General features: G+C 67.3%; 32 protein-coding genes and 1 pseudogene. 11 read left to right on the top strand and 22 right to left on the bottom strand.

Features of this window, described 5'->3' with window-relative positions:
- The first annotated feature begins 319 nt into the window (after positions 1-319).
- The 4 genes from AB0F43_RS21045 to AB0F43_RS21030 all read left to right on the top strand — a co-directional run bounded on the left by AB0F43_RS21045 (position 320) and on the right by AB0F43_RS21030 (position 3,117).
- Positions 320-1,384, top strand: a complete 1,065-nt coding sequence (locus AB0F43_RS21045) for an NAD-dependent epimerase/dehydratase family protein (RefSeq protein WP_360479111.1) — start codon at positions 320-322, stop codon at positions 1,382-1,384.
- Positions 1,385-1,806: 422 nt separating this feature from the next.
- Positions 1,807-2,091: a hypothetical protein gene (locus AB0F43_RS21040; RefSeq protein ID WP_360479108.1), complete on the top strand. Its 285-nt coding sequence runs from the start codon at positions 1,807-1,809 to the stop codon at positions 2,089-2,091.
- Between the two features lie 115 nt (positions 2,092-2,206).
- Positions 2,207-2,497, top strand: a complete 291-nt coding sequence (locus AB0F43_RS21035) for a hypothetical protein (protein WP_360479105.1) — start codon at positions 2,207-2,209, stop codon at positions 2,495-2,497.
- A gap of 182 nt (positions 2,498-2,679) precedes the next feature.
- On the top strand, positions 2,680-3,117 hold the full coding sequence (locus AB0F43_RS21030) for a ribonuclease H (RefSeq protein WP_360479102.1): 438 nt from the start codon (positions 2,680-2,682) through the stop codon (positions 3,115-3,117).
- 826 nt (positions 3,118-3,943) lie between these two features.
- Here the strand turns inward: AB0F43_RS21030 and AB0F43_RS21025 are convergent.
- From AB0F43_RS21025 to AB0F43_RS21005, 5 genes are all read right to left on the bottom strand, one after another.
- Positions 3,944-4,114 carry a hypothetical protein gene (locus AB0F43_RS21025; RefSeq protein WP_360479099.1) on the bottom strand — a complete coding sequence of 57 codons (171 nt, stop codon included), beginning with the start codon at positions 4,112-4,114 and terminating at the stop codon, positions 3,944-3,946.
- Between the two features lie 68 nt (positions 4,115-4,182).
- The gene (gene nadB / locus AB0F43_RS21020; RefSeq protein ID WP_360479096.1) at positions 4,183-5,694 is read right to left on the bottom strand and encodes an L-aspartate oxidase; all 1,512 of its coding nucleotides are present in this window, start codon (positions 5,692-5,694) and stop codon (positions 4,183-4,185) included.
- Positions 5,691-6,665, bottom strand: a complete 975-nt coding sequence (gene nadA, locus AB0F43_RS21015) for a quinolinate synthase NadA (RefSeq protein ID WP_360479093.1) — start codon at positions 6,663-6,665, stop codon at positions 5,691-5,693. Before nadA ends, nadB begins: the two co-directional genes overlap by 4 nt.
- Positions 6,666-6,745: 80 nt before the next feature.
- The gene (locus tag AB0F43_RS21010) at positions 6,746-7,042 is read right to left on the bottom strand and encodes a hypothetical protein (protein WP_360479090.1); all 297 of its coding nucleotides are present in this window, start codon (positions 7,040-7,042) and stop codon (positions 6,746-6,748) included.
- Positions 7,024-7,470 (bottom strand): hypothetical protein, encoded by a 447-nt coding sequence (locus tag AB0F43_RS21005; RefSeq protein ID WP_360479087.1) that lies wholly within the window; start codon positions 7,468-7,470, stop codon positions 7,024-7,026. The genes AB0F43_RS21010 and AB0F43_RS21005 overlap by 19 nt, the downstream gene beginning before the upstream one ends.
- Before the next feature lie 160 nt (positions 7,471-7,630).
- Here AB0F43_RS21005 and AB0F43_RS21000 point away from each other — a divergent pair, with 160 nt between their 5' ends.
- The 4 genes from AB0F43_RS21000 to AB0F43_RS20985 all read left to right on the top strand — a co-directional run bounded on the left by AB0F43_RS21000 (position 7,631) and on the right by AB0F43_RS20985 (position 11,566).
- On the top strand, positions 7,631-8,281 hold the full coding sequence (locus AB0F43_RS21000; protein WP_360479084.1) for an NUDIX domain-containing protein: 651 nt from the start codon (positions 7,631-7,633) through the stop codon (positions 8,279-8,281).
- Between the two features lie 314 nt (positions 8,282-8,595).
- Positions 8,596-11,148, top strand: coding sequence for an ATP-dependent helicase HrpB (gene hrpB / locus AB0F43_RS20995; protein WP_360479081.1), 2,553 nt, complete (start codon positions 8,596-8,598; stop codon positions 11,146-11,148).
- A gap of 20 nt (positions 11,149-11,168) precedes the next feature.
- Complete coding sequence (locus tag AB0F43_RS20990; RefSeq protein ID WP_360479078.1) at positions 11,169-11,381, top strand: hypothetical protein; 213 nt, start codon at positions 11,169-11,171, stop codon at positions 11,379-11,381.
- Entirely contained in the window at positions 11,378-11,566 is a 189-nt protein-coding gene (locus AB0F43_RS20985; protein ID WP_360479075.1) for a hypothetical protein, read from the top strand. Before AB0F43_RS20990 ends, AB0F43_RS20985 begins: the two co-directional genes overlap by 4 nt.
- Before the next feature lie 463 nt (positions 11,567-12,029).
- Here AB0F43_RS20985 and nadC read toward each other — a convergent pair whose 3' ends face one another.
- From nadC to AB0F43_RS20965, 4 genes are all read right to left on the bottom strand, one after another.
- A complete protein-coding gene (gene nadC, locus AB0F43_RS20980; RefSeq protein WP_360479072.1) occupies positions 12,030-12,902 on the bottom strand; it encodes a carboxylating nicotinate-nucleotide diphosphorylase in 873 nt (290 codons plus the stop codon).
- A gap of 328 nt (positions 12,903-13,230) precedes the next feature.
- The gene (locus AB0F43_RS20975) at positions 13,231-13,524 is read right to left on the bottom strand and encodes a DUF1330 domain-containing protein (protein WP_360479069.1); all 294 of its coding nucleotides are present in this window, start codon (positions 13,522-13,524) and stop codon (positions 13,231-13,233) included.
- Positions 13,525-13,557: 33 nt separating this feature from the next.
- Positions 13,558-14,958 (bottom strand): MFS transporter, encoded by a 1,401-nt coding sequence (locus AB0F43_RS20970; RefSeq protein WP_360479067.1) that lies wholly within the window; start codon positions 14,956-14,958, stop codon positions 13,558-13,560.
- Positions 14,955-15,539, bottom strand: a complete 585-nt coding sequence (locus tag AB0F43_RS20965; RefSeq protein WP_360479064.1) for a carboxymuconolactone decarboxylase family protein — start codon at positions 15,537-15,539, stop codon at positions 14,955-14,957. Before AB0F43_RS20965 ends, AB0F43_RS20970 begins: the two co-directional genes overlap by 4 nt.
- A gap of 147 nt (positions 15,540-15,686) precedes the next feature.
- Here AB0F43_RS20965 and AB0F43_RS20960 point away from each other — a divergent pair, with 147 nt between their 5' ends.
- Positions 15,687-15,974, top strand: a complete 288-nt coding sequence (locus tag AB0F43_RS20960) for a helix-turn-helix domain-containing protein (protein ID WP_360479061.1) — start codon at positions 15,687-15,689, stop codon at positions 15,972-15,974.
- Positions 15,975-16,038: 64 nt separating this feature from the next.
- On the top strand, positions 16,039-16,902 hold the full coding sequence (locus tag AB0F43_RS20955) for a PhzF family phenazine biosynthesis isomerase (protein ID WP_360479058.1): 864 nt from the start codon (positions 16,039-16,041) through the stop codon (positions 16,900-16,902).
- A 206-nt stretch (positions 16,903-17,108) separates the two neighbouring features.
- Here the strand turns inward: AB0F43_RS20955 and AB0F43_RS20950 are convergent, their stop codons facing one another.
- From AB0F43_RS20950 to AB0F43_RS20920, 7 genes and pseudogenes are all read right to left on the bottom strand, one after another.
- Positions 17,109-17,708 (bottom strand): lipase family protein, encoded by a 600-nt coding sequence (locus AB0F43_RS20950; RefSeq protein WP_360479056.1) that lies wholly within the window; start codon positions 17,706-17,708, stop codon positions 17,109-17,111.
- Between the two features lie 43 nt (positions 17,709-17,751).
- Positions 17,752-17,850, bottom strand: a pseudogene (locus AB0F43_RS20945) (hypothetical protein); the annotation flags it as partial.
- Positions 17,851-17,936: 86 nt separating this feature from the next.
- Positions 17,937-18,230, bottom strand: coding sequence for a hypothetical protein (locus AB0F43_RS20940; RefSeq protein ID WP_360479053.1), 294 nt, complete (start codon positions 18,228-18,230; stop codon positions 17,937-17,939).
- The gene (locus tag AB0F43_RS20935) at positions 18,227-18,388 is read right to left on the bottom strand and encodes a hypothetical protein (RefSeq protein ID WP_360479050.1); all 162 of its coding nucleotides are present in this window, start codon (positions 18,386-18,388) and stop codon (positions 18,227-18,229) included. The genes AB0F43_RS20940 and AB0F43_RS20935 overlap by 4 nt, the downstream gene beginning before the upstream one ends.
- Positions 18,385-19,254 carry an alpha/beta hydrolase gene (locus AB0F43_RS20930; RefSeq protein WP_360479047.1) on the bottom strand — a complete coding sequence of 290 codons (870 nt, stop codon included), beginning with the start codon at positions 19,252-19,254 and terminating at the stop codon, positions 18,385-18,387. The genes AB0F43_RS20935 and AB0F43_RS20930 overlap by 4 nt, the downstream gene beginning before the upstream one ends.
- A 60-nt stretch (positions 19,255-19,314) precedes the next feature.
- The gene (locus AB0F43_RS20925; RefSeq protein WP_360479044.1) at positions 19,315-19,635 is read right to left on the bottom strand and encodes a hypothetical protein; all 321 of its coding nucleotides are present in this window, start codon (positions 19,633-19,635) and stop codon (positions 19,315-19,317) included.
- A 22-nt stretch (positions 19,636-19,657) separates the two neighbouring features.
- A complete protein-coding gene (locus AB0F43_RS20920) occupies positions 19,658-19,828 on the bottom strand; it encodes a hypothetical protein (protein ID WP_360479041.1) in 171 nt (56 codons plus the stop codon).
- Between the two features lie 56 nt (positions 19,829-19,884).
- On the opposite strand from AB0F43_RS20920, the gene AB0F43_RS20915 reads away from it, so the two are divergent.
- Entirely contained in the window at positions 19,885-21,864 is a 1,980-nt protein-coding gene (locus tag AB0F43_RS20915; RefSeq protein WP_360479038.1) for an amino acid transporter, read from the top strand.
- A 271-nt stretch (positions 21,865-22,135) separates the two neighbouring features.
- On the opposite strand, the gene AB0F43_RS20910 is transcribed toward AB0F43_RS20915, so the two are convergent.
- From AB0F43_RS20910 to AB0F43_RS20885, 6 genes are all read right to left on the bottom strand, one after another.
- The gene (locus AB0F43_RS20910) at positions 22,136-22,651 is read right to left on the bottom strand and encodes a hypothetical protein (RefSeq protein ID WP_360479035.1); all 516 of its coding nucleotides are present in this window, start codon (positions 22,649-22,651) and stop codon (positions 22,136-22,138) included.
- Positions 22,652-22,858: 207 nt separating this feature from the next.
- Complete coding sequence (locus AB0F43_RS20905) at positions 22,859-23,218, bottom strand: hypothetical protein (RefSeq protein WP_360479033.1); 360 nt, start codon at positions 23,216-23,218, stop codon at positions 22,859-22,861.
- On the bottom strand, positions 23,175-24,074 hold the full coding sequence (locus tag AB0F43_RS20900; protein ID WP_360479030.1) for a MerR family transcriptional regulator: 900 nt from the start codon (positions 24,072-24,074) through the stop codon (positions 23,175-23,177). Before AB0F43_RS20900 ends, AB0F43_RS20905 begins: the two co-directional genes overlap by 44 nt.
- 15 nt (positions 24,075-24,089) lie before the next feature.
- On the bottom strand, positions 24,090-24,851 hold the full coding sequence (locus AB0F43_RS20895; protein WP_360479027.1) for an ABC transporter permease: 762 nt from the start codon (positions 24,849-24,851) through the stop codon (positions 24,090-24,092).
- Positions 24,852-24,860: 9 nt separating this feature from the next.
- Positions 24,861-25,697: an ATP-binding cassette domain-containing protein gene (locus AB0F43_RS20890; protein ID WP_360479024.1), complete on the bottom strand. Its 837-nt coding sequence runs from the start codon at positions 25,695-25,697 to the stop codon at positions 24,861-24,863.
- Positions 25,694-26,149: a DUF1048 domain-containing protein gene (locus tag AB0F43_RS20885; RefSeq protein ID WP_360479020.1), complete on the bottom strand. Its 456-nt coding sequence runs from the start codon at positions 26,147-26,149 to the stop codon at positions 25,694-25,696. Before AB0F43_RS20885 ends, AB0F43_RS20890 begins: the two co-directional genes overlap by 4 nt.
- Positions 26,150-26,598 lie beyond the last annotated feature (449 nt).

The following is a 26,598-nucleotide window of genomic DNA, read 5'->3' as shown; positions in this document are numbered from 1 at the left end:
AGCTCTCCGTACCGCATCGCCGCCATTTCTTGATGGCAATCTCAAATAATCGATCACTTCAAGCGTGTGCCGCATGATTGGTACACCGACTATTTGGAGGTGCCGACCCGAGTCTGCTGGCGGCGCGCGCAAATCCTGACAATCTCGACCGAGCGCCCGCCGCTGGGCCGTGCAGGTGTCGGAACTCGTTTGTTTGCGCGTGACCCGGGTACCGACGGCGCGCACGCAGCCGTCCGCTCAGGGGCGGCTAGCTGTGCTCTTGGAGTTGCCCGGACCCTGGCACCACTCCATCAGTAGAGGCGCCGGAGGTGGGAGCGGTATGCGAGTTGTCATCACCGGCGCTAGTGGCAATGTTGGTAGCGCCTTGACCCGTCGCCTGCTGGCGGACGGGGAGTACGACATCGTCGCGGTGGCCCGACGGGTACCCGACCATGCCGCGATGGATAAGCCCCGGTGGGTGTCCATCGATCTGTCCAGCCGCGACTGCGAGCACCAGTTGCGGCAGGTTCTCGGTGGCGCGGACGCGGGAGTGCACTTGGCCTGGGCATTCCAGCCGTCACACCAGGTGCATTACCTCGAGGCCGTCGGTGTCGGTGGGACGCAACGGGTCCTTGACGCTTGCACTTCGACGGGTGTCGGACAGGTGGTGCACATGTCATCGGTGGGGGTGTACTCACCCAAACGTGACGCCGATCCTGTGACAGAGGACTGGCCGGTCGACGGCGTGCCCAGCTCGTCGTACAGCCGCCATAAGGCCGCAGCCGAAAGACTGCTCGACTCCCTCGAGCAGTCTTCCCACGGTACGGCGGTGGCCCGCTTGCGACCCGGGATCATCGGGCAGCGCTCGGCCGGCAGCGCGTTGCTGCGCTACGCACTGCCGGTGCTGCTGCCGGCCAGATCCATCGGCGCGGTACCGGTGCTGCCGATGCCTGGGGGACTGACGATTGCGATGGTGCATGCTGACGACGTCGCGGAGGCGATTGTGCGGGTCCTGCAGCAGCGGGCTGTTGGAGCGTTCAACCTGGCTGCGGCGACGCCGGTCACCTCGGCGATGATCGCCGAGGCACTCGGTACCCGGTGGGTCAAAACCCCTGCTCGGTTGGTCCGCGCACTGATGTCGGCTACGTGGCAAGCGCGGCTGCAGCCGGTGGCACCGGGCTGGCTGGACCTTGGATGCGCTGCGCCGGCCCTGGACAGCTCTCGGGCTGGGCGTGAGCTCGGCTGGTCACCGACGATCGACGCACAGGATGTTCTGCGGGAAACCATCGAAGGGATGAGCCACGCCTCGGCAGGCTCCACCGCCGTACTGCGGCGACGCACCGTGACGAGTGAGTTGTCCGAGTTGCTCAGCCGGGGCCCCGTTAGTCACCGGCGCCAACCATGAACCGGCGAACAACGAGCATGACGGGCGCAGTCCGACGGTTCACGAACGCGCCGGCCCACGGGTTCTCGGCGGTCTTCCGCTCGCTGGCGCGGCTGCGGCAGGCCCCTGCAGTGCATCCGCGCGGCATCACCTTCGCCGCACGACTCATCGTCGACCACTCGACTTCATTGATTCCCCAGGGCGACTACGTCACTACGGTCAGAATGTCGAAGGGCGCCGGCACACCAGGCCGATGGCCTGACGTCCTCGGCCTCGCCCTGCGATTCCACCTGCAGGATCCGGCCGAACCATGTGACTTCTTGTTCTCCAGCGCTGGCGATGGCCCGTGGACTCGTTGGATGCCTGTGCCCGCCGGGGACTGGGCAACCTCCAGCTACGGGACTCTGGCCCCGTACGAATCAGGCGACCGTCGGTGGTGGCTGATGCTGACACCTTCCGGCCCTCCCGTCGGGCACACATCGATCCACGGACTGCAGCACTCCGCGCCGCCCAGCTTCACCCTGCACCTCAGCGGGGAAACTGCCGACTGGCACCAGATCGGTCGGCTGGAACTGCTCAAATGTCTCGACGACAGCGGACTCGTCTTCGACCCGGTCCTCAATCACCCTCCGGCCGCCGTCCCAGCACCGAGCTGGTTGCGCGAACTCCGCGAACGCGCCTACTCCGGCAGCCGGCAAGGACGCCACGCTCCGCCACCCGTTGCCTAGGTTGGATCACGAGAGGCATCGCGCCGTTGCCGTACCCCCAAACCTGGACCTGATGGTCCGATAGCTGCCTGACGGTAGGTTGGGCTGCATGATTGCGCGCATGTGGCGGGGATGGGTGCCCACTGAGAAGGCGGCCGAGTACGTCGACATCGTCGAGCGCACCGGGATGTCCGGCTATCGCCGTACTCCGGGAAACCAGGGCGCTCAACTGCTCACCCGCGATCTCGGCGACGGACGCACCGAGATCATCACGCTGAGCTGGTGGTCCGACCTCGATCACATCCACGCCTTCGCCGGCGACGACATCGAGCGCGCCAAGTACTACCCGGAAGACGACGACTACCTTCTCGACAGAGAGGAAACGGTCGCCCACTTCGAGGTCGCACCCCCGCACCTCGACCGGTGAACTCCTGCTCGATTGACGATGTGCGAGATGGCGCGGCTAACAGCTCTGATCCGAGTCACCTTCCCAATCCCCGCCGCGCACTGAGCCTCGTTGTTCGGAGCGGTGCGTCTGTGGATGCGTCGGCGGAGTAGTGTTTCGCTCTGATGCCTCCAACCCGCGCCCGCCGTCTTCGTCCGGCCGACATGACAGTGCCCATCGGCGCGCGCACGGTGTTCACCGACGGTGCCTGCTCGGGGAACCCTGGACCTGGCGGCTGGGCCTGGGCGCTGTCGACGACCGAGTATGCCGCCGGTCACGAGGCTGCGTCCACGAACCAGCGGATGGAGATCCGTGCCGCCCTCGAGGCCGTGCGTGCCAACGACGGTCCGCTGCTGGTCGTCTCGGATTCGACCTACGTCGTCAACTGCTTCCGCGACGGATGGCACACGGGCTGGCTCGAGCGAGGCTGGCTCACCTCAGCAAAGAAGCCGGTCGCCAACAGGGACCTGTGGGAGCCCCTGGTGGCGTTGGTGATCAAACGCGGGGATGTCGCCTTCCGGTGGGTCAAGGGCCATTCCGGGCACGAGATGAACGACTTCGTGGATGGCTTGGCCGTCGCTGCCTGCTTCCCACAGCACTGACCTGGATGGACGCGCGGCATCCCATGTGCCCCTGAAGGAACACGCACCTTGATCACAGGTCTCAAGCGCGGGACTACCGACCGATCCGGCATGAGCTGGGCATCACGGCGTTCGGTAGGACTGCATGAACGGGTCATGTCGTCGGCGATCCGGTGATCAACTGGCGTGACGAAGACCCTGACGCTCGCGGCTGGGAACTGCGGGCTCCGCTACGTCCCGAGCGAAGTCATCAGCTGGTTCGCCGATTCGAAGACCACCTGCTGGACAACAGGTGGAACTAGCGGTCGAGAAGAGCCTCACCAGTTGATCGGCCGTAGCTCGGGTCCGATGATGTGGCCTTGGTGCGCAGCGGGGTGTGCCTCGTCGTGGAGGAAGTGCCCAGTCGCGGCCGCCGCCGTCGGGCATGCTGTTGACACCGACCGGCAGCCGTTCCTCGCAGTCCCCATCCAGCGGGTGGAAGAGCTTCGGGTCCCATTCCACGACCTGGTCGCTGATTTGTCGACCGCGGCGAACCGATGCCGCCGCTCGGCCTGCGGGTCGAACACCCCCAAACGCGACCCGGCGGACAGCCGTCCCGTCATCCAGGTCGACGTCCGCCAACGGAGGCATCGGCTGGTAGACCACGACGTTGTCCCGGTCCCGCAGCCCGGCGAACTCCCGATCTTCGCGGAGCACCTCGAGCGCAGCGCTGAGTTCCTCGCCGGTCGGGTTCGGCCGGAACGCGCTCGGCGTCACTTCGACGTCATCGCCGTCGAGCCGTCCCACCACCTCGACCGATCGGTTCTCCCGCGGGTCGAAGATCGTCGCGACGAATGGCGAGCTCTCGTCACGCTTTCGTCCCGGCAGGGTCGGGCCGAGAACTGAGAGCGGCTGGGTCGACGTTCCCCAACTGCTCCCGGACCTGGTCGTGCCGCACGAGCACTTCCCGCCAATGCAGCAGCCGCTCGGTCAGTTCGTCCTCGTAGTCCTCGACGATGACCTCAGGATCCTCAGGCATGGCGTCCCCCTCGTACTGACTCACAGAAGCACTCAAATACCTAGGCCCAGGTCGTTGGGCTTGCCCCGTCACTGCGTGGTTGCGTGGAGAAGTTGCCGGGTGGTCGGGCGGCCGTCTTTGTCGAGCCGTACGACGATGTGCTCGTCCCAGCGCTCGTCGGAGTGCGGGTAGTCCGAACGCCAGTGGCAGCCGCGGCTGTCTTGTCGTGTGGTCGCTGCCGCGATGACAGATCGCGCCACCGTCGCGAGCGGTCCGGTGCCCAGTGGCTCGAGTTCGTCAGCGGCGGCGTTCAGGCCTGCGCCGTCGCGACGGATACCGGCGTACTTGGTCAGGATCGCGCGAATCCGTTCCGGTTCGCGATCATGGTTCAGTGCCAGTTCGTATGAGTGGCCGTGGTCCATTGCGGGGAGATCGAGGGTCAGGGCCGTTGCGACGCGCCGGCCGAAGACCAGTCCCTCCAGGAGGCTGTTGGAGGCGAGCCGGTTGGCCCCGTGTACGCCGGTTGCGGCGACCTCGCCGACGGCGTACAGGCCTGGTACGTCGGTTGCGCCGTCGCGGTCGGTTCGGATGCCGCCGCACAGGAAGTGTTCGGCGGGCGCGACCGGGATCTGCTCGGACAGCAGCTCAACGCCGATCCGTGCGCAGGAGGCCAGTACGGTCGGGAATCGCTGTCGGAGTACGTCGGGCGCGATGGATGTGGCGTCCAGCCAGACGTGGTCGGATCCGTCGCGGCGCATCGTTGCCTCGACCTCCCGGGCGACGACGTCCCGGGGGGCCAGATCGGCTCGCGGGTGCCGGCCGGCCATGATCCTGCGACCATGCATGTCACGTAGTACTGCGCCTTCACCGCGCACGGCTTCGGTGACCAACGGCAACTGACCGCCGGTTTCACCGGTGAAGAGCGCTGTCGGGTGGAACTGGACGAACTCCATGTCCACCACAGACGCGCCGGCCCGCAGCGCCAGAGCGATGCCATCACCGCGCACCGTCGGCGGATTGGTGCTCGCCAGGTAGGCGTTGCCGACTCCGCCTGTGGCCAGTACAACGGCGCGCGCGTCGATCCGGGTGATCTCCGTGCCGGTTTCGACGAGCACGCCGACGATGCGGCCGGAGTCTGACTTGATCAGGCCGATGGTCCGTCCGTCCATCGTCTGAACGCCGGTGAGCTGTAGCGCGCTACGGAGCGCGCGATGAACCTCCGCGCCGGTGGCGTCACCGCCTGCGTGCACGATCCGGGAACGACCGTGGCCTCCCTCGAGAGTTCTCGACAGCGATCCGTCGTCCTCACGGTCGAAGCGAGCCCCCTGAGCGATGAGTTCGGCAAGTCGCTGCGGTCCCTCCTCGACCAACGCCCGAACGTTGCGAGGATCGCAGTATCCTGCGCCCGCGATGTCGGTGTCGCGCGCGTGGTCGAGCGGATCGTCCTCGCCGTAGGCTGCGGCGACGCCACCCTGGGCCCACGGTGTGCTGCCGTGGCCGGCGCTGAGCAGGAGCACATCGCGGGTCGCCGCGAGACCGAGCGCGGTTGACAGGCCTGCCACGCCGGCGCCGATGACGACGACGTCGACGGTGCGCGTCATCGAGCAACAGCAGGTTTGCCGATGGCAACCATCCGTTCGACCGACCGCCGGGCACGCTCGACGACCTCGGGCGCCAGTTGGATCTCGTCGCGTCCCTCACGCAGGCACCGCACCAGTCGGTCCGGGGTGATCATCTTCATGAATCGGCACGAGGCCTTCGGGTTCACCGGCAGGAAGGTCGTCTTCTGGTTCACCTTGCGAAGTTGATGGAGCATGCCGATTTCCGTCGCGACCAGGGCGGTCTTCGCGGTCATGTCGCGCGCGGCGTCCAGCATGCCGGCGGTGGAGAGGATGTGGGTCCGATCTGCCGGCAGATCACCCACGCCGGCGAGCCAGATCGCCGACGACGCGCAGCCGCACTCGGGATGGACCAGAACCTCGGCCGCAGGGTCGGCCGCCACTTGAGTGCGCAGGTCGGCCGCGCTGATGCCGGCATGCACGTGGCACTCGCCCATCCACACCTCGATGTTGTCCCGACCGGTCTGCCTCCTGACATGGTCCCCGAGGAACTGGTCGGGCAGAAACAGAATCGGCTGATCCGCCGGGATCGAGTTCACCACCTCCACCGCGTTGGACGACGTACAGCAGATATCGGCCTCGGCCTTCACGGCCGCACTGGTGTTGACATAGGCAACAACCGCAGCGTCGGGGTGCTCGGCCTTCCAGGCCCGCAACTGGTCAGCGGTAATGGTGTCCGCCAAGGAGCAGCCGGCCCGGGCGGTGGGGATCAGCACGGTCTTGTCAGGGCTGAGCAGTTTGGCGGTCTCCGCCATGAAATGCACGCCACAGAACACGATCGTGGACGCGTCGGTACTGGCCGCGACGCGCGACAACGCGAGCGAGTCGCCGACGTGATCGGCGACATCTTGGATCGCCGGTTCCTGGTAGTTGTGGGCGAGCACCACCGCATCTCGCTCCCGGGCCAGGCGGCGTACCTCTTCCTGCCAGCTGATTGCTGTCCCAACGGTCACAACAGGTCCTTCTCTCGGGAGATTTTCGCTTCATAGGCGATAACTGGGGGTGACGACGCCCTCCGACGCCGTGCCGGAGCTCAGTTGAGTTCGTGGTCGCGAGTGACCAGCAGGCTGATGTCGAGTGCGGCAGGGGAGTGGGTGAGGGCGCCGACCGAGACGGCATCGACACCGGTGGCGGCGACGTCGGCGACGGTGTCCAGGGTGAGTGTGCCGGAGGCCTCGAGTTGGGACGTCGACCCGGAGGTGTTGCGCCGCTCGACGACCGTGGCCACGCCGCGGGCCGCAGCGAGATGGTTCTCCTTGAGCAGCACCATGGCGGCCAGGTCGAGCCTGTGGTTCGTTCCACCGCCGCAACTCACGGCGTACTTGTCCATGGCCCGGAGACCGGGCGCGGTCTTGCGGGTGTCGAGCAGCCGGACCGGGCGGGGCGCGCTCCGATCGCAGCTACGAAGGCCGACGTGAGGGTTGCGATGCCCGACATTCGCTGGACGAAGTTCAGCGCCACCCGCTCGCCGGTGATGATCGAGTGCGCCGCACCAGTGATCCACGCCAGCGGCTGTCCCGGGAGAACCGAATCGCCATCGGCAACAGCCGGCCGCATCGTGACGGTGGGATCGATGGCCGCGTAGACGCCTTGTACAGCAGGCAGACCGCCTACGCGTCCCGGCTGTTTGGCGATCATCGTCGCCTCGACTTGTAGCGCCGCTGGGACGCTCCACCGTGTGGTGACGTCGTCTGCCGACTGATCCTCGGCCAGTGCGGCCAGCACCGCGGTCCGGACCGTCTCCGTCGTCAGTTGCATGTGTTGTTCCGACCTTCTGTCTGTGGTGCTGGATCTGCGTGGATCGCAACCATTCGGGTGTTTTCGCCTGATAGTCGATAACTAGACGCACGCTACCATCGTCGTCGTGCCCGCAGCCAAGAAAGGTGATCCGGTTAACTTCCCCAGTTATCCGCACGAAGTGCTCGCCGTGGTCCTGTCCGTCCGCAACGGCAGGTTGTGCGTCCTGCTCTGGAAACGCGCACGGAGTCCGCACCGTGGCCGCTGGGCTCTTCCCGGCGGCGGGGTCGAGCCTGTAGAGCGGCTCCGGGAGGCCATCACCGGGCACCTCGCGACGAAGGTCGACGTCCGCGACGTCGCGCACCTGGAACAGTTGGCCACCCACAGTGCGATCGATCGTGATCCGCGGGCCCGCGTGCTGGCAACGGGCTATCTCGGCCTGGTTCCGTCCGACGTACGGCCGGAGCTTCCGTCCGACACGCTCTGGCATCCGATCGACGACCTGCCGCGGACCGCGTTCGACCATCGCTACTTCATCGATGCCGCGGTCGGGCGGCTGCGCGCGAAACTGTCGTACACGAACATCGGGTTCGCGCTGGCTCCCTTGGAGTTCACCATTGCCGAGCTGCGTGACCTGTTCGGCGCCGCACTGGGCTATGAGCTCGGCGCCACCAATCTCACCCGCGTCCTGACCCGGCGGCACGTGATCGAACCGACCGAGCGGCGAGCCAGCCCCGGCCAGAGCGGCGGCCGTCCCGCGACCGTCTACACGTTCGTGGCCCGCGAGCTGACCGTCACGGACCCGTTCGCAGTACTCCGCCCACCACGCTGACCAGCTGCGGTCACTCGTCGGCGATCGGATGCGACGAGCGAGTCGCCCAGCGGCGTTCGCCGTACAGGACCTTTCGGCCCGACCGCCGGCGCAGTACAACTCCTGCGCCGAGCCGTTGCCGACCCAGTCGCGGTCGCGGCCGAGGTCGCGCAGTACCCCCCAGTCGTGCCATGCGAGCTGGTCGGTCCGCGCCACGATGTCCGCGCGGAGCAGTCGTTCCCGCCTGGTCCAGTCGGTGTCCAGAGAATGGGTTCTTCATGGGCTGTGGACCGGGTTGTCGAGGGTTCTGTGGTGGGGTCGGCTAGCGTCGAGGCGTGTTGCTGCCTGAATCGTCGGTGCCGGGGGCGGATCTGCCTGTCCGGGCGGTTCTGCCTGCCACGGTCGATGCGGTGCGTTCGCGCGGTACTGCGGTGTTGGTTGCGCCGCCTGGATCGGGGAAGACCTCGCTGTTGCCGCTTGCGCTGGGCGATGCGCTCGGGGGCAGGATCATCGTCGCCGAGCCGCGAAGGATGGCAACCCGCGCGGCTGCGATCCGGCTGGCGACGCTGGCCGGCGAACCGCTCGGGCAGCGGATCGGCTACGCGATGCGCGGTGAACGCAGTGGCGGCCAGGGACTCCGTGTCGAGGTGGTGACGACAGGGCTCCTCGTACGTCGTCTGCAGCAGAACCCGGAGTTGCCGGGTGTCGCCGCGATTGTTATCGACGAGTGCCACGAGCGGCACCTTGACGCCGATCTACTGCTCGCGCTCTGCATCGACATCCGGGCGAATCTTCGGGAGGACCTGGCGATCGTTGCGACGTCGGCCACGGCGGACACCATCAGGCTGAGTCGCGCATTGGGCTCGGACGTTCCGGCGCCCGTGATCACCGCGTCTGCGGCGCTGTTCGATGTGGCGATCGAGTGGGCCCCACCGCCGGTCCCCGTGCCGCTGCTTCCCGGTGGGCGGGTCGATCCGCGCCTGCTGGATCACGTCGCGGCCGTCGTCCAGCGTGCGCTGACCGAGAACGACGGCGACATCCTCGTGTTCGTCCCGGGGGAGGCCGAGATCAACGGTGTGACTCGCCGGTTGGCTGGTCAGAATGTCCTGCCGTTGTTCGGTCGCCAATCAAGGGCTGAGCAGGACCGCGCGTTGGCTTCGGCCGCCACTCGTCGGATCGTGGTTACGACGTCGGTCGCCGAGAGTTCGCTGACTGTGCCCGGGGTCAGGGTTGTGGTCGACTCGGGTCTTGCCCGGGAGCCACGGACCGATCAATCCCGTGGCCTCGGTGCGTTGGTCACCTGCCGGGTTTCGAGATCGTCCGCCGACCAGCGAGCGGGTCGTGCCGGGCGGGAGGCGCCTGGCCGGGTCTATCGGTGCTGGTCCGCCACCGACCACTCGCATCTCGACGATCATGCGGCGCCGGAGATCGCGATCGCCGATCTGGCAGGCTTCGCCCTCGACCTCGCGGCGTGGGGTGCGCCTGCTGGTGACGGTCTGACCTTGCTCGAGGCGCCGCCAGCGGTGGCGATGACCGCGGCCACCGAATTACTGCGCCGCCTCGATGCTCTTGACGACGGCGGCCGGATCACCGAGCGGGGACGGCGGATGGCGGCGATCGGGGCGCATCCTCGGTTGGCTCGTGCGTTGCTGGACGGCACGCCGCGGGTCGGCGCCGACCGGGCACGCGAGGTCGTCGCGATGCTCTCGGAGGACTCCGGCCGCGACTTCGGCGATGATTTACCGGCTCGCTGGCGAGCCCTCCGCCGCGGCGAGGACCGCGGAGCCACGGCCCGCTGGCGAGAGGAAGCAAAGCGCCTCGGCCGAGGCATGACAACCGGCGACCCGTTGGATGGAGATGGAGTGCGGCCGGCGATTGGTGGGCCGGCTGGTCGGGGGACGCGCCGAGTACCGGATGATCTTGCGGTGGGGGTCGTGGTGGGGCTGGCGTATCCCGATCGGATTGCGCGGATCCGGGGGGTCGACTCGGCGACGTACCAGATGTCTGGTGGTACGGGTGCTGCTCTGGATCCGCAATCGCCGTTGCGGACCACGACCTGGCTGGCGATCGCGGTTGCTGACCGGGCACCCGGTCGCGCCGATGCCAGGATCCGTTCCGCGGCGCCGATCGATGAGCAGACCGCACGAGACATCGCAGGCGACCTCGTCTCGACCACCGACCAGATCCGCTGGGACGACGGCCGGATCGTGACGCGGCGCGTCGAGGCACTCGGCGCGATCGTGCTCAACGACGTTCCGCTGGCAAAGGCCGACCCGCTGCTCGTCCAAGCGGCCGTCCTCGACGGTATCCGGCGCAGCGGTCTGTCTGTACTGCGTTGGTCGGAGGCCGCTCTCGCCTTGCGGGAGCGGATCGCGTTCTGCCACGCCCACCTCGGAGCCCCGTGGCCTGCGGTCGACGACGACACACTCCTGGCCGATCTCGACGAATGGATGGGCAGCGAGCTCGCCTCGGTGCGACGCTCGCGCGATCTTGCCCACATCGACGTGGCTTCGGCGCTCCGGCGACTCCTGCCATGGCCCGCAGCAACCCGGTTCGGCGAACTCGCACCGGAACGGCTCCGGGTCCCATCGGGCTCCGAGGTGCGACTCGCGTACGACGGTGTCGAGCCACCGGTCCTCGCAGTGAAGCTGCAGGAGGTATTCGGCTGGACTGCCACTCCATCCGTCGCGGACGGTCGTGTCCCGGTCGTTCTGCACCTATTGTCGCCCGCGCGGCGCCCGGTCGCGATCACGAGCGACCTCGCCTCTTTCTGGAAGCAGGGCTATCCCCAGGTCCGAGCCGACCTGCGAGCCCGCTACCCCCGCCATCCCTGGCCGGAAGATCCACTCACCGCTATGCCGACCAAGCGACCAAAACTTCGCCAGTGAACCGAGCTGCCCTGGGCAGTGTGAATGTACTGTCTGCGCCGTTGCGGGACTCGGCAATTGTGGACCACGGCATCACCGTCGACGAAGTCCGAAGGCGTACCGCCTCGCGGATTCCGGCGCACACCGGGCGCGGGCTGATGGCCTTGCCGGTGCCGGAGGTGGTCAGGGCACTGGATGAGGCTGGGCGGGTTGACCACGCCGCGGAATCGGCCGCTCGCATCACCCCGGTGTGAACAGTCGCGGCAAAGCCTTGGAACTGGTGGCCACGAGTTTCGAGCCGGAGCGTGCCAGAAGATACCTGGCGCAGGCCGTCTGCACCGGTGCCCAGGCAACTACGCTGACCACGCTCGGCGAGATCGACCCGCCGGTGCTGACGAAAATTGTCGAAGGCCTGTTTGAAGGCTCGACTCCACAGTGAAGCCACAACAGCGTCTACCAGGAGGAACACGCACCTTAGCCACACGCCTGAAGCTGGATCTCTGAGAGACCGAATGCTCACGCCTCAGGGCGCCGGTCCCCGTCGATCGGCGTCGCCGTCTCGGGTAGCTGTCGCCAGATCAGATTTGTTCTGGCGACAGATCACCGGGGAGCTCAGGCGGCGAGCGGCCACTCTTCGTCGGAAGGGCTGCTCGGGAGGGTCAAAGGATTTGAGAAGCGTCTCGCTTGCCTGCTCGCAGCGCCGGCAGGGCTACCTGACTTCGTATCGGGAAAGTTCGGTCGTACCCGGCGGCGGGTCGCCCGGATGATCCGGAGCACGAGCTGGTCGGCTCCGACCCTGCGGTCGACCGTCGCAGGCTCCTCCCGAATGTCGGATCGTGCAGTCGCGTCGCGATTGCGACGCTGGGAGCCTGCGATTCGACCGAGGCTGCCGACTCGGCCTCTCACGATGGGGAGATGCTCAGAAGCATGCTCAGATCCATGGCCGGCGCGCTGTGGGTCAGCGCGCCGACGGAGACGGCGTCGACACCGGTTTCCGCGACGGCGCGCAAGTCGTCCAAGGTGATCGTGCCCGAGGCCTCCAGCTTGATGCCGGAGTCGGAGGCCAGTTCGCGTCGAAGGCGGACGGCTTCGGCCAGCTGCGGCACGGTCATGTTGTCGAGCATGATCCATGACGGCGCGGCCTGCAGCGCTTCACGGGCTTGGGCGAGCGTGGCCACCTCCACCTCGATGGCCAGGGTCTTGCCCTCCGACGCCATGTTCTTACGGACGCTGTCGATGGCGGCGGTGACGCCGCCGGCGGCCGCGATGTGGTTCTCCTTGAGGAGCACCATGGCACCGAGGTCCAGCCGATGATTGTGCCCTCCGCCCGCGGCGACCGCGTACTTGTCCAGCAACCGAAGTCCAGGGGCGGTCTTGCGGGTATCCAGGACGCGGACAGGCAGATCGCACACGGCGGCCACATACCGATCGGTGAGTGTGGCGATGCCGCAAAGCCGCTGGAGGAGGTTCAGCACCGTCCGTTCGCCGGTGATGATCTGGTGTGCCGGGCCGGATATCCTCGCCAGGACATCGTCGGCCTCAAGTCGAGTGCCGTCGGGCACCGATTGGTCGATCCGTGTTTCGCCGCCGATATGGGCGTAAACCTCGGCAGCCAGGGGCATCCCGGCAGCCAGGCCCGGTTGGCGGGTGGTGATGACTGCCGTCGCCGATTGTCGCGGCGCGACGCTCCATCGAGTGGTGACGTCATCAGCGGCCGCATCTTCGGATAGCGCGAGTGTCACGACGTTGCGGGCTGCCATGTGAGGGAACTGCATGCGGGGTCCTTAGCTTCCGGTTCGATCGGATGGGGCGTGCCGGTGATTGGGGATCAGGCGGTTGCCGGTGCCGAAGGCGCACAGGCGTCCTCGGCACCGACAGCGCCGGTTCCGGCGACATCTGTGGCAAGAGGCTCGGCGTTGACGGCCGATCACGGCGTAGTGGTACGTCGGCGGCGGAGATCAGTCGGTACTACGCTCCGCCTATCGGGCTCCCCGGGAACATGGGCATCATGCTCCTACGAGCCTGATGCAGCGTCACGATCGTTGACTGCCGTCCTCAAGATTCTCGACGGAGTCCTTCAGCGAAGATCCGACTGGACCTCGGTCAGTCGATGCCTTCGACGATGCGGAAGTCGCGCTCGACGCCGTCGGAGAGGGCGACCAGCGCCTCCTGGTAGGCCGCACTCTCGTGCGCCGCGACGGCCTGCTCGAAGCTGTCGAACTCGACCACGACGGTGCGCTCGGCGATTCCGGCGTCATGCGCCACGACCCGACCGCCACGGACGAGGGTCCGCCCGCCCGCGGGACGGACGGCCAGACCGGCCAGCTTGTTGTAAGCAGCCAGCTTCTCAGGGTCTGAAATGGTGCGGTAAACGCTGACCCAGTAGCCCTTGGGCATGGAACCTCCAGTGTTGGGATGAGTGCATCTGACTTACGGGTTGGTTTCGGACGAGCGTCGGCGGGCGAGAGCGAGGCTTGTCAGCGTCGTGATCGCCATGGCGCCGATGCCGACCAGCGCCGCGGTGGTGTAGGCGCTGTCGTCGGGGAAGAGGTGGCCGGGGCCGGTGCCCGCGGCGAGGATCAGGCCGCCGATGGCGCTGCCCACGGAGTACCCCACGCTGCGGACGACGTAGTTGAAGCTCATGGCGCTCGACGTCTCGCTCTTGGGGGTGACGGCCAGGATGACGCCGGGCATCGCGGCCGAGAAGCCGCCGACGCCGAAGCCGAGCACGCCCATCGCCGCGAACAGTTCCGCCAGGTCCGACCGGGCCGCCGCGAACAGGGCGAACCCGCCGCCGACCACGACGGCGCTGCCGGCCAGGAGCAGGGGGTCGGCGATCCGCGTCCGGACCCGCGGGGTGAGCTTGCCGGCGACGAACCCCAGCACCGAGAACGGGATGAGGACCAGCCCGGCGACGAAGGTCGTCAGCCCGAAGCCGTAGCCGGCGCCGTGCGGCGTCTGCGCGTACCGGGTGATGAGCGTGAGCAGGAGGTACATGCCGATCCCGCCGACGAACATGGCGAGGTTCGCCCCGGCGACCGCCGGGTGCCGCACCGCCCGCACATCGACCAGGGGCGTCGTGCTGCGCAGCTCGACGACGGCCCAGACGCAGAGCAGCACCACCGCGACGACGGCGAGGCCCGCCGCCACGGCGAGGTGCCGGCTCCACAGATTCCGTTCGCCGGCGAGGAACAGCACCAGGAGCAGCGCAGCGGCCAGGACGACCGCCCCTGCCACGTCCAAGTGGGCGGAGCGGCCTTCGGGGGCTTCGGGCATGGAGCGCCACGCGGTCAGGAAGGCGGCGGCGGTGACGACCAGGCCGAGGCCGTAGGCGGCCCGCACCCCGCCGAGTTCGGCGAGCAGTGCGGCCAGCGGGTAACCGACGCCGACCCCGATGATCGAGACCACCGAGATCAGGGCGATGGTGGCCGCGCTGCGCGCCTCGGGGAGGTGGTCGCGGGCCACGCCCATCATCAGCGCCGTCAGCCCGAGCCCGACGCCTTGGGCCGCCCTGCCGGCCAGCAGCCACGCGAACGGCAGCGGTAGCACGGTGAGCGCGCTGCCGGCGACGACGACCGCAAGCGTGACGAGAATCGTGGCTCGTCGGTGGGGGCCGGCTCCGAGCCGGCCGAGGACCGGCGTGGCGATGGCGCCGCTGAGCAGCGCGATGGTCAGCGTCCACTGCGCGCTGTCGAGCGAGACGTGGAACGTGGTCGCCACGCTGGTGATGAGCGGCGTCCCCAGGCTGGCGACTGCCGCCACGACCAGGGCGATGAACATCAGGGAGGGGACAAGCAGCCGCGCCTCGGAGTGCTCCCGGGTAGTGCTCACCGGTTGGTCGCGGTCGTGATGGGGAGGAAGTCGGCGAAGCGAGGCGCGCCGGGCTCGTGCGGCACACGTGCGGCGCGCGCGGCGAAGCTGACGGCGTGGTACCACCCGCACAGCAGAAGCAGATCGAGCAGCTGGAGCTCGTCGAAGACCGACACGAGCCGTGTCCACAGCGCGTCATCGATGTCGGAACGCTCGTGCAGCGCGTCGACGGCGAGGATGAGCAGCCGTTCCCGCTCGGACGTCCAGCACTCGTCAGCGGGGCCGCCGTGCACCAGGGATGCCGCCTGCTCGCGGGTGAGCCCGACCCGTTCGGCGAACGTCATCATGTGCACGCCCCACTCGTACTCGCAGCCGCACAGCGCGCACGTCCGGTCGATGGCGATCTCGCGCTCCCGCATGGTCAGGGTCAGCTGTCGGCCCAGCTCATAGCGCCCCCATCCGTGCATGGCGCCGGCCATCGGGAGGTTTCTGGCGAACATCCGGAAGAGCCCGATCGGCGGCACGTCCCCGGGCATCATGCGCACGAGCAGCGCGCCGGCCTGGTCGGCGTACGGCGGTTCCAGCAGGGCTATTCGCGACATCGGCGCTCCCGTGGAGGTTGTTTTGAAATTCGAAACACGCACGGATGCTAGTGTTTCGAATAACAAAACACAAGGAGGGCCATGCCGACACCGCGCCCAGGAACACCGGTTCGTGGATCGACGACCGGCCGTCCGATCATGGCCGCGATGGACCTCTTCGGTCGTCGGTGGGCGCTGCGCATTCTCTGGGAGCTGCGTGCGGGCCCGCTCGGCGCCCGCGCGCTGCTGGCACAGTGCGAAGGAATGTCATCGAGCGTCCTCTACCAGCGGCTTCGGGAACTCACGGCCAGCGGGATCATCGCCCCCTCAGCCGACGGCTACGAGCTCACTCGCCTGGGGGCAGCACTCAGTCACGCCCTCCGGCCGCTCGACGAATGGGCGATCACCTGGGCGGAGGCGCAAGAACAGAACGATCAGAATCCTGCGGAGGCATGAAGGTGGAGCCGGCGGTGGGCGGGAGAAGCGGACGCCGGTCCGGCACAAGGATCACGGCAGTGCGATGAGTAGGCACGGTCTGCCCGTCACGATCGTCCGGGCGTGTCTGCGCGACGGCCAGGGCGGTAGTCCCACCGCGGTGCTGGACGAGGCGCCGTTGAGTGACGATGAACGCCGTCGTGTGCCGGCTGCGATGGGAACGTCGCACGCGGTCTTCGTGTCGGTGCACGACAGCCGACGGGGCGGTCCGGTCGTTTCCCTCCGCTTCTTCACCGCCGAGGGAGAACTGCCTGGGTGCGGTCATGGGACGGTTGCCGCTCTGGCCTTCCTGGCCGAGCGCGCAGGGGGCCGGGAGTATCGAGCCACCATCCATGCGGCAGGGCGTGTCTTCACTGGTTGGTCCGTGCGGGAGAACACTCATGTCAATGCCGCCTTCGACCCCGGTCCCGTAGACCTCCGCAGGCCCACAGCGATCGAGTGCGACCTTGTCCTACCCGCACTCGGCGTCACCCCGGGCACACTCGCTCCCGGCACCCGCGTCGCCTCAGTGGGGCGGTCGCGGTTGCTGGTTCCCCTTGCTACGCGGTCCGCTCTCACCACCCTCAGCCCGGACTTCGAACGGCTCCGTGCCGCCTGCGACCGACTCGGTTTCCTGGGCTGCTACGCCTACTCGGCGCCGACGCCCAGCGGCCGCGCCGCGGCCCGCATGTTCGCCCCGTCGATCGGCGTCGCGGAAGACATCGCCAACGCCAACAGCACCGCCTGCCTCGCTGCGCACCTGGCCGGCCAGGGAATCAGCGACATCGCCGTCGACATGGGTGACTCCCTCGGCAGTCCCTCCACGATCACCGCCACCGCACAGCACGACGCGTCGGGGCTGCTGTGCGGTGGCGCCGCGGATGTCGCACGCAGCATCCGCATCCCTTAGCCGACCCGTAGCAGCTCACACCATCTGCCGAAATTCCACGACTACGGCGTCCAACCCACAGCTCTTGTTTTGTGGGCATCTGTGGGTCTGCGGATGTCGGGGAGCAGGACCTTGGTGTGCACGAGACAGCGATGCGGATTGCTGATTTGGCATGATCAGCGAAGGATTTCTGGCATTGGCGCGATCGGACGACTGCCGCCGCAGGCTCAGGTGCAGGTGGTGGGTGCCGGTTTGCCGGCGAAGCGGTCGGCGATCCAGGCAGCGACGTCGGGTGCGGCCTTGAATCCCGCGTCGACGTGTTCAACTCCGGGGTAGGTGCGCAACTGAAGTTGCTTTCCGCTGGTGCAGAGCATTTGAGCCAGCTTCGTGGTGACGGCGGGCGCGATGATGGGGTCTGCTTCGCCTTGGGTCATGAGGATCGGTACGCCGGTGCGCTGACCGCCGGGCGCGTTGGCGGCGAAGTGCGTCTTCCAGGGCTCGGTGTCGACCGGTGCGTTCGAGATGAACGTCAGGTCGAGCAGGAGTGCACTGGGGACGGCGGCGAGGAACTGTTTGAACAGGCAGTAGCCGGCGATGCTGATGGATGGGCGGGCGCCGGGCTTGACGATCTTCTCGATGCTGGCGTCGTCGTACACCTCTGACCAGGACTGCAGCAGCATCGCGACGAGGACCTTCCCGGGCAGGGTCTTGAGGTTGACGTCGAGCAGTGCGGGCAGGTCGGCCGGTCGGGCCCCGGCGGCGACCCCGACCAGTTTCAGATCGGGGGAGTAGGGTGGCGGCGGTCTGGCCGGTGAACAGTGACGCATGCCCACCTTGGGAGTGGCCCCAGGTCGCGAACGTGGTGCCCGCATGCGCCTGGGGCAGGTTGTGCGCGGCGCGGACGAGATCGAGGGCATTGGCGGCTTCGGTCGCGCCGACCAGGTAAGCGTGTGGGCCTTCGGTGCCCAGGCCTTGGTAGTCGGTCGCGGTGACGACGTACCCCGCAGCCAGGAACAGGTCCAGGTCTTCGAAGATGTGGGCCTCGGCGGCGGACTTCAGCGCCGAAGGCGCGCAGTTGACCCGACCCCGACCGTGCCGTGGGTGAACGAGACGACCTTGCGCGGCTCGGCTGGCGCCGGACCGGTCGGCACGAAGATCAGGCCGCTGACCGCAGCACGCTTCCCGTCGTAGCCGGTGGAGGCGTACGGGACCCGGTAGATGGTCGCACCCGCGACGTACCCGTCGACGACCTCGCTGCGGATGATGGTGCCAAGCCCATCGGGTAGCGTCGTCGGCGCCGCGTAGAACGCGGCCGGTGCCGCCACGGCATCGTTCAGTTTGGCGCTCACCGCGACGCCCGATTCAGCCTGCTGTACGACGAACTCAAGCAGGCTGGCTCCGTCACCGATTGACCGATACCTGGGTGGCCGAGTTCCTGATGCCCGAGTACGACGACCTCGTACGTCCGATTCCTGATGCCGTCCAGCTTCTCCGGCAGTTCGGTCATTCGGTCTCGGTGAGGAAGGTCTGGACCGTGCGCCGTGCGGCGTCGGCATGCGGGCCGATCCAGAACAGGTGGGTTGGTGAGTCCAGTTCTACGAGGCGGGCGCCGGGGATCGTGGCCGCGAAGTCCTCGGCGTGCGCGAAGGCGACCCCGCCGTCGTGGCGGGAGCCCGTGATCAGTGTGGGGCAGCCGACCCGCTGCAGCAGCCGGCGGCGGTATCTGCTGGAGTCGGCACGGGCCTGCCGCAAGTCGTTGGCGAATCCCCGACCTGAGGCCATGGTTCGAAACATCTTCCGCGCCAGCTCGCGGTCCTGCTGACTCCAGGATCGCCACCAGCGTCCCGCGGGGAGCATCGACAGCGAGGCGCAGAGCGCGCGGAGCCCGATTTCAGTGCCGACAAGCCGCGAGATCGCTGCCCAGGTCACCTGCTGGACACGAGGACCGAACACGACCGGCCCCGCCAGACGCTGCGCCCGCGTGTCCGGGTACGCCAGCGTCGAGGGTGCGCCACTGTGCAGGACCAGACGCCGAACGTCGATGCGCCCCGACATCGCGGTCGGCACGGCCTGCAAGGCGCCGAACGACACCCCGACGACAGCGGCGATCTCGTCGAGCGCGAGGGCATCGCACACCTCCTCGACGGCTGGCACGAACTCCGCACCGGACAGGTCGCCTACTCGCGTGCCGCCGTAGCCAGGACGAGAGAAGGACACGACCGAGTGACCGAGGCCGGTGTACAACTCCCAGCCGCAGTCGCTGATGGCCGAGCAATGACCACCCGGGAAGAACAGCACAGGCGGACCAGCCGCGTCGATCCGGGCGATCTCAACCTCGCCAAGGGAAGTGGACAAGATCTCTACCCGCGTCATGACCACATCCTGTCTCTAGCACTCCAGCGCCGCACCCATCCAACCGCGCCATCAGGCAGATCAGGTTGACACGAGCAGCGGCATGGTCAGCGCGTACGCGGCCAGTCGGGCCAGCTCAAGGCACCCAGAGCCTTCCCGGAGTGACCGAGCCGGATGCGGATCCGACCACCGCGCAGCCGACAAGGCTGTTGAACAGATTGCTGCCGAACAGGTTCCGACCACCAGATCCGACTCGCCGCGGCGCTTAGCTTGAACGGGAGTGACCTCCTCCGACAGCGACGTACCGAGAGCGACCAACGTGAAGCCGATGATGACCGGCGGTACGCCCAGATCGGTGGCGATCGCCGAGGCGTTGGCCAGCAACTGGGCGCCTGCCAGCACGCCGGCCAGAGGCAATCGAAGGTCAGCGCGGATGGCGTCGACTCGTCAGCGCGATGAGTGCAGCCGCGGCTGCGGCGACGGGTATCGGGATAAGCCAGGTGGCGCCCTTCGCGTGGATCAGCGCGAGGATGAGGTAGGTGAGCGCGGTACCGCCGACGACCGCCGCATACATCGGTCCTCGCGGTTCCTCCATGCTGCTACTTTAGGCCGATCCTGGGATGGCCGGATCCATCGGGCATGCTTTGCCGCGTGACTCCCTCTGATGACCTCGTCGTCCCATCGACCGTCGAAGGGCCGGGCAGACAGGCGGGCCCTTCGCGTGGTGCCGTGGGCTGGCTGCTGCGGCACCAGGTGCAGCCGGTCGGCCCGGAGGCCGATGAGGGGCATGCCCCGCCGCAGGCATGGTGGAAAGTCATGTGCCTGACCGGCGTCGACTACTTCTCGACGCTGTCGTACCTGCCTGGAATCGCGGCTCTTGCGGCTGGCGCGCTGTCGCCGCTGGCGACGCTCCTCATCGTCGCGCTCACGCTGCTCGGAATGTTGCCGATGTACCGGCGGGTGGCAAAGGAGAGCCCCCACGGTCAAGGCTCGATTGCCATGCTGGAGAATCTGCTGCCGTTTTGGCGGGGCAAGCTGTTCGTACTGGTGCTGCTCGGCTTCGTCGCGACGTCGTGGATCGTCACCATCACCCTGTCATCGGCAGACGCGACCGTGCACCTGTTGGAGAACCCCTACGCGCCAGGTTTCCTGCACGGGCAGGAGGTGCTGGTCACAGTCGTGCTGCTGCTGATCCTCGGCGGGGTGTTCCTGCTCGGCTTCAGCGAGGCGGTCGGTGTAGCGATTCCGCTGGTTGCCGTCTTTCTCGCTCTCAACGCGGCAGTCGTGGCGGTCGGCCTGTATGACGTCGTCACGGGGGCGGGGGCGTTCTCCGGTTGGATCGACGCGCTGACGGCAGGCGGAGGAGGCTTCGGTGGCGTGATCGGTCCGGCGATCGTGGCCTTCCCGCTGCTGGTGCTCGGCTTGTCCGGCTTCGAAACCGGGGTCAGCATGATGCCGCTCGTGGCAGCCGACGGCCGCGACGCCGAGGAGCAGTTGGCCAACCGGATCCGCAACACCAAGAAGCTGCTGACTGCTGCCGCGCTGATCATGAGCGTCTATCTGCTGGCAACCAGCTTCATCACCACCGTGTTGATCCCGGCCGAGGAATTCGAGCCCGGCGGCGCGGCGAACGGGCGTGCCATGGCCTATCTCGCCCACGAGCATCTGGGCGAGGTGTTCGGTACCACCTACGACGTCAGCAGCATTCTGATCCTGTGGTTCGCCGGCGCATCGGCTATGGCGGGTCTGATCAACATCGTGCCCCGCTACCTGCCGACCTACGGCATGGCGCCGGAGTGGGGTCGCGCCGTACGCCCAGTGGTGCTGGTGTACACCGCGATCAGCGTTGCGATCACCATCGCCTTCGGCGCCGACGTCGACGCCCAGGCCGGCGCCTACGCGACCGGCATCTTGGTCATGATGGTGTCCGGGGCGGTCGCGGTCACCATCTCGGCCGGCCACCGCCGGCAACGCCGGCAGACGATCGCGTTCACGATCCTCACCCTGGTACTGCTGTACGCGCTGGTCGAGAACATCATCGAGAAGCCCGACGGCATCGCCATCTCCGGGCTGTTCATCGCCGGCATCATTGTCGTCTCGCTGATCTCCAGGGTCTCTCGCACGACGGAACTGCGAGCCGACCGGATCGAGTTCGACGACACAGCGCGCCGCTTCATCACTGACTCGATCACCAACGACGGAGCCCTGAACCTGATCGCCAACCGCCGCCAGGCCGGCGACGCTGCCGAGTACTCCGCCAAAGAAGCAGAGGTCCGGGAAATGGACCCCGTCCCGGGTCACGCAGACGTCCTGTTCCTCGAGATCGATGTCATCGACCCGTCCACGTTCAGCGACGTACTCCGCGTCGAAGGCATCGATGTCGACGGCTACCGGATCCTCCGCGCCAAGAGCCCCGCTGCACCGAACGCGATCGCGGCGATCCTTCTGACGCTCCGCGACACCACCGGCGTCCGGCCCCACTGCCACTTCGAGTGGTCGGAGGGCAACCCGCTGAGCCATCTGCTGCGCTACCTCATTCTCGGGCGCGGCGACACGGCGCCCGTCGTCCGCGAGATCATCCGCCAACACGAGGACGACCCGGCCCGCAGACCCGGAATCCACGTCGGCTGACACTCAAGGCAAAGCCCGCCGCGCCCGCAGTCCAGGATCGCCGCCGCACCAAGAAAGGTCGGACCCGTGGGAATCGCACTGTGGACCCTGGCTCGCGTTCTCGCGATTGCCGGGATTGCCTGAGCTCTCCGCGCCAAGCCCCTTGCCAGCGCGCTCTTCCTCTGCGTGGCACTCGCCATCAGCCTCTACTCCGCCACCCTTCCCTGAAACGATCAAGGAGCCCGTCGACTCGCGCCAGCGGTGACCGCTTCGCGCCGATTGCGTTGGTTCGTTATGCCTCGGGTGTCTTGCGAGGAAGGAATCTCGGACGGAACTTCGAGTCGTACTCCAACTGCACGTATCCCGAGGAGTGCACTCCCATCGCGACCAACCCCATGGCCAGGAACACGATCCCCGCAACGATGGACATGTGCCAGAAGGCCGCCGTGATGCCGACGAACGCCGATCCTTGTGCGACCGCCTTCGCCATCCCGACGAACCGTGACCTGCTCGCCCGTCGACGAAACGCCTCCTGCCGATTCAGCACCAGGAGCGCGGCGAGCAGAGGTATCGAGATGGAGAACGCGATGACGCACACCATCGCCGACGGGTCGAGCGAGGTCTCGGTCAGGAAGGGCTGCACCACCACCAGACCCGCGCCCGTCAGTCCGCCGTAGATCAGGTTGGACTGACGGATCCATTCCTCCTGGGCCGCGGGGTCGGAGGCGGCGTCTTCGACCTCCTGCCGGATGCGTTCGGCTTCCATGAGATGCGCCTGCTCAGCCAGGAAGTCCTCGTTCTCGTTCATGTGCTCATCCTCCCGAAGCCCCCGTCGGTTCGTCGTTCGGGTCCGCTCTCCCGTGCTGTGGCGGGCGCGGCCTCGGAGGGTGTCCAGCATCTCTCCGGGGCCCGTCCAACTGGACGGCGCCTATTCGCAGAAGACACGCACTTTGGCATCGGGCTGGTCGACCTCCAGGGTCATCTCGTCGAGGTGCTCCAGGAGCGCCTCGAGCTGCTAGGGCTTGAGCTGTGTCAGGTCGAGCGGCACGCCTGACTTGTTCAGTTCGGCGTTGGCCTGCTCCAGTGCCGGCGCCGGGATCAGGACCGCCAGCCGTACGCCGGCTCGCGGCAGCTCCAGCGGCACCCGCACGTTGACCCGCCCCGGATCGCCGTTCCCAAGGGAGTCCACCATCACCCACAGATACTTCGCCTTCCTCTTCGGCCGCGCGTCGAGACTCGACACCGCCGGCGGCTGGTCCCATATCGAGCGCGACGATGAGCTGCTCCACCTGTCTGCGGTGATCTCGCCACGGCGCGACCGATCGATGACGTCAGCCCGCGACGGCGCCGGCTCGGTCTCGACGAAGTCGAGCATCTGCGTGATCCGGTTCGCTCGGCGGTCCGGGAAGCGGGTCAGGCTCCTCCGGCGGTGCGTGCTGCCCGACGGACCCGGGCTGAGTGTTGAGTCTGTCGACAGGCACTCGCTCGATGCGGGTCCAGCCCTTCCAACCCCGCTCCTCCAGGATCGCCAGAACCCGCTCGGCTCCCGGGGACGACTCGACGATGGTCGCGTCCATCAGGGCGGCGAACTGGTCGTCGAAGCCGTCGGCACCCGTCTCGCCGGCCTCCACCGCGCGAATCCTCAGGCGCTCCAGGATGTCGGCGAGCTCGACGACCCGCGGATCGTCGGCCCGCCAGTCGAGCGCGTCGTTGACAAGGCTGTAGAGCTTCACCATGTCGGGACTGTCCAGATCCTCGTGCTTCTTGGCGATGACAGAGTCGATCAGGTGCGGCACCTGGGCGGCGACCATGATCCAGGCGTCCCGCTCCATTTCGATGTACCGCTCCTGGACACCGAGACCGCGCAGCCGGTCGAGGTAGCCGACGACGCTCTGCGGGAGTGCCAGGTGTTCTCCGGCGGCGAGCCTGGCGAGCCGTTTACGAGTGTCCTGCACCCGCCGGACCTCCGCGCGTAGTTCCTTGTCAACCTCCTGGACGCCATCGGCGAACTCCTCCGGGCCGGCGTCGAGGAGTTCCTGCACCCGGGCCAGCGGCACACCGGCATCTGCCAGGGTGCGGATCCGGATCAGTCGCACGACCGCGGCGGCGCCGTAGGTCCGGTATCCGGAGTCGTCGCGCTCGGGCTCCGGCAGCAGCCCGATCTGGTGGTAGTAGCGCACCGCCCGCGCCGTCACCCCCGCGTATCCCGCTAGCTGGCTGATGGTGAGCATGGGTCTCAGCCTGCCTCAGGCGATCTTCCGGCGATAGGTGACCATCGCCAAGACGTACGCCACGACAAGGATGCCGACACACCAGGCGAGGGCGATCCAGATGTCGTCGCCGACCGGCTGCCCGGCGAACAGGTCACGGATCGTGTTGATGATCGAAGTCACCGGCTGGTTTTCGGCGAACCAGCGCACCGGGCCGGGCATGGTCTCGGTGGGCACGAACGCCGAGCTGAGAAACGGCAGGAAGATGAGCGGGTAGGAGAACACGCTCGCGCCCTCGATGGACGCCGCGGAGAGACCGGGGATCACGGCGATCCAGGTCAGCGCCAGGGTGAACAGGAGCAGAATGCCGGCGACGGCGAGCCACGCCGGTACTCCGGCCCCCGAGCGGAAGCCCATCAGCAGAGCGACGCCCACGACGATCACCAGCGAGATCACGTTGGCGGCCAGCGAGGTCAGAACATGCGCCCACAGCACGCCGGACCGTGCGATCGGCATGGACTGGAACCGCTCGAAGATCCCGCTCGTCATGTCCATGAACAGCCGGAACGCGGTGTAGGAGATGCCCGAGGCGATCGTGATGAGCAGGATGCCGGGCAGCATGTAGTCGATGTACTCGACCGGACCGGTGTCGATTGCGCCGCCGAACACGTAGACGAACATCAGCATCATGGCGATCGGCATGATCGCGGTCGTGATGATGGTGTCGACGCTGCGTGTGACGTGGCGCATGGTCCGTCCCGTGAGGACGGCGGTGTCGCCGAAGAAGTGCGTGGCCATAGTTGTTCCTTACTTCTTGTTCGACGTGGTCTTGCGGTCTTGGCTGCGCTCGTCGGTGTCGACGTGATTGTCGTCTTCGCCGGCGTCTCCGACGACCGCGAAGAAGACGTCTTCGAGAGAGGGCTGCTTCTCGACGTACTCGACCTTGGCAGGCGGGAGGAGTTGCTTGAGCTCGGCGAGGGTGCCGTTCACGATGATCCGGCCCTGGTGGAGGATGGCGATCCGGTCGGCGAGCTGCTCGGCCTCTTCCAGATGCTGCGTGGTGAGCAGTACCGTCGTGCCGCGCCCGGCGAGACCCTTCACGGTGTCCCACACCTCGACGCGCGCCTCGGGATCGAGTCCCGTTGTCGGCTCGTCCAGGAAGATCACTGGCGGATTGCCGATGAGGCTCATCGCGATGTCCAGGCGGCGGCGCATCCCACCCGAGTACGTCGACACTTTCCGCGCGCCCGCGTCGGTCAGCGAGAAACGCTTCAACAGGTCATCCGCGATCGCGCCGGGGTCTTCGAGGTGGCGCAGCCTGGCGACGAGTATGAGGTTCTCCCGCCCGCTGAGGATCTCGTCGACGGCGGCGAACTGCCCGGTGAGGCTGAAGGACTCCCGCGCGTCCGACGGTTGCGTGGCGACGTCGAAGCCGTTGACGGCGGCCGCCCCCGCGTCGGCCTTGAGGAGCGTTGCCAGGATCCTCAGGACCGTGGTCTTGCCCGCCCCGTTCGAGCCGAGCAGGGCGAAGATGCTTCCCCGCTCCACGTCGAAGTCCACGCCGCGCAGCACCTCGAGTTTCCCGTACGACTTCTCGAGACCCTGCACGCGAATCGCCGGAGCAGCGGTCGTTTGGGCCGTCATGAGCGGTTTCCCCCGTCCTCTGTCTCGGCGCGCTCGACGGCGTTGACCAGCCGTTCCCGCTCTTTGTTGATCCCGCGCTCGATCTCTTTGTAGAACCCGCGCTCGATGGCACTGATCGACTGATCGTGCGCTTTGCTGATCCACCGACCGTCCGAGTAGTTCCGGAAGAAGGTCTCGGCGAACTCCACCGGAGCCGCACCAACGACCGTGCGGATCGGGGTCCCGTCCGCCGCAGCCTGCTCGAACAGCCCGGCGAGATCCTCGAGCATCGACATCACGACGTCCACCGGGATGTCGCCCTTCGTGATCCCCCCGAAGTACGTCAGGTACCGCTCCAGCGTCTCGACCGTCGTGCGGTGGCTCGCGGGAAGCCCCTTGACGCGAGCCTTGTACTGCCGCCATCGCCGCTTGTCGCCGAGGTCGCCGACGATCTTTTCGATCAACGTCGTCATCACCTGTCTCCTTTGTGAAGCCGGTCCAGTCACCTGCGAGGAAGTTCCTGTCCTCAGGGTGAAGGGTTGACGCGGCGTCAAGGTCAAGTCGGCGTCGACCAGGGTCTACTCGTTGCACACTGTGCGGAATTGCACGCTGAAATCCATCGAAATCCATCCATTTGCTGGATAGCTCAGTTCTCGTCATAACCGCGAAATCGGAAAGGCCTGGTTCCTTCACCGGCGATCGACGTCGAAGCACCAACCACGGGGAGCGGTACGGCAGGTTGCGGAACCAGATCCAGTGCTCCTGCATCCCGCCAGCACCGGCGCGCCGGGGAGAACTTCTGTGCGAGTTCGGGTCATTGACAGTGTCCGATGCCATGCGTCCGCGGGCCGCCCGTCCGCGAGCCCCACATAGCCACGGCGTCGGCTACACGACGGAAAGTCTGTCGTGGCAGTGTTTTGGC

This window comes from Kribbella sp. NPDC023972, from assembly GCF_040639075.1.
In the GTDB taxonomy this organism is placed as follows: Bacteria; Actinomycetota; Actinomycetes; order Propionibacteriales; family Kribbellaceae; genus Kribbella.
This window is presented reverse-complemented; position numbering and strand designations above follow the sequence as displayed.

Bases quoted from the DNA above. Each gene is read 5' to 3' on its own strand.
- AB0F43_RS21045 (WP_360479111.1), top strand. From the start codon at position 320: ATGCGAGTTGTCATCACCGGCGCTAGTGGCAATGTTGGTAGCGCCTTG.
- AB0F43_RS21040 (WP_360479108.1), top strand. From the start codon at position 1,807: ATGCTGACACCTTCCGGCCCTCCCGTCGGGCACACATCGATCCACGGA.
- AB0F43_RS21030 (WP_360479102.1), top strand. From the start codon at position 2,680: ATGACAGTGCCCATCGGCGCGCGCACGGTGTTCACCGACGGTGCCTGC.
- AB0F43_RS21025 (WP_360479099.1), bottom strand. From the start codon at position 4,114: ATGCCTGAGGATCCTGAGGTCATCGTCGAGGACTACGAGGACGAACTG.
- nadB (WP_360479096.1), bottom strand. From the start codon at position 5,694: ATGACGCGCACCGTCGACGTCGTCGTCATCGGCGCCGGCGTGGCAGGC.
- AB0F43_RS21010 (WP_360479090.1), bottom strand. From the start codon at position 7,042: ATGGACAAGTACGCCGTGAGTTGCGGCGGTGGAACGAACCACAGGCTC.
- AB0F43_RS21005 (WP_360479087.1), bottom strand. From the start codon at position 7,470: ATGCAACTGACGACGGAGACGGTCCGGACCGCGGTGCTGGCCGCACTG.
- nadC (WP_360479072.1), bottom strand. From the start codon at position 12,902: ATGCAGTTCCCTCACATGGCAGCCCGCAACGTCGTGACACTCGCGCTA.
- AB0F43_RS20975 (WP_360479069.1), bottom strand. From the start codon at position 13,524: ATGCCCAAGGGCTACTGGGTCAGCGTTTACCGCACCATTTCAGACCCT.
- AB0F43_RS20965 (WP_360479064.1), bottom strand. From the start codon at position 15,539: ATGTCGCGAATAGCCCTGCTGGAACCGCCGTACGCCGACCAGGCCGGC.
- AB0F43_RS20960 (WP_360479061.1), top strand. From the start codon at position 15,687: ATGGACCTCTTCGGTCGTCGGTGGGCGCTGCGCATTCTCTGGGAGCTG.
- AB0F43_RS20955 (WP_360479058.1), top strand. From the start codon at position 16,039: ATGAGTAGGCACGGTCTGCCCGTCACGATCGTCCGGGCGTGTCTGCGC.
- AB0F43_RS20950 (WP_360479056.1), bottom strand. From the start codon at position 17,708: ATGCGTCACTGTTCACCGGCCAGACCGCCGCCACCCTACTCCCCCGAT.
- AB0F43_RS20935 (WP_360479050.1), bottom strand. From the start codon at position 18,388: ATGACCGAACTGCCGGAGAAGCTGGACGGCATCAGGAATCGGACGTAC.
- AB0F43_RS20930 (WP_360479047.1), bottom strand. From the start codon at position 19,254: ATGACGCGGGTAGAGATCTTGTCCACTTCCCTTGGCGAGGTTGAGATC.
- AB0F43_RS20920 (WP_360479041.1), bottom strand. From the start codon at position 19,828: ATGGAGGAACCGCGAGGACCGATGTATGCGGCGGTCGTCGGCGGTACC.
- AB0F43_RS20910 (WP_360479035.1), bottom strand. From the start codon at position 22,651: ATGAACGAGAACGAGGACTTCCTGGCTGAGCAGGCGCATCTCATGGAA.
- AB0F43_RS20905 (WP_360479033.1), bottom strand. From the start codon at position 23,218: ATGCTCGACTTCGTCGAGACCGAGCCGGCGCCGTCGCGGGCTGACGTC.
- AB0F43_RS20900 (WP_360479030.1), bottom strand. From the start codon at position 24,074: ATGCTCACCATCAGCCAGCTAGCGGGATACGCGGGGGTGACGGCGCGG.
- AB0F43_RS20895 (WP_360479027.1), bottom strand. From the start codon at position 24,851: ATGGCCACGCACTTCTTCGGCGACACCGCCGTCCTCACGGGACGGACC.
- AB0F43_RS20890 (WP_360479024.1), bottom strand. From the start codon at position 25,697: ATGACGGCCCAAACGACCGCTGCTCCGGCGATTCGCGTGCAGGGTCTC.
- AB0F43_RS20885 (WP_360479020.1), bottom strand. From the start codon at position 26,149: ATGACGACGTTGATCGAAAAGATCGTCGGCGACCTCGGCGACAAGCGG.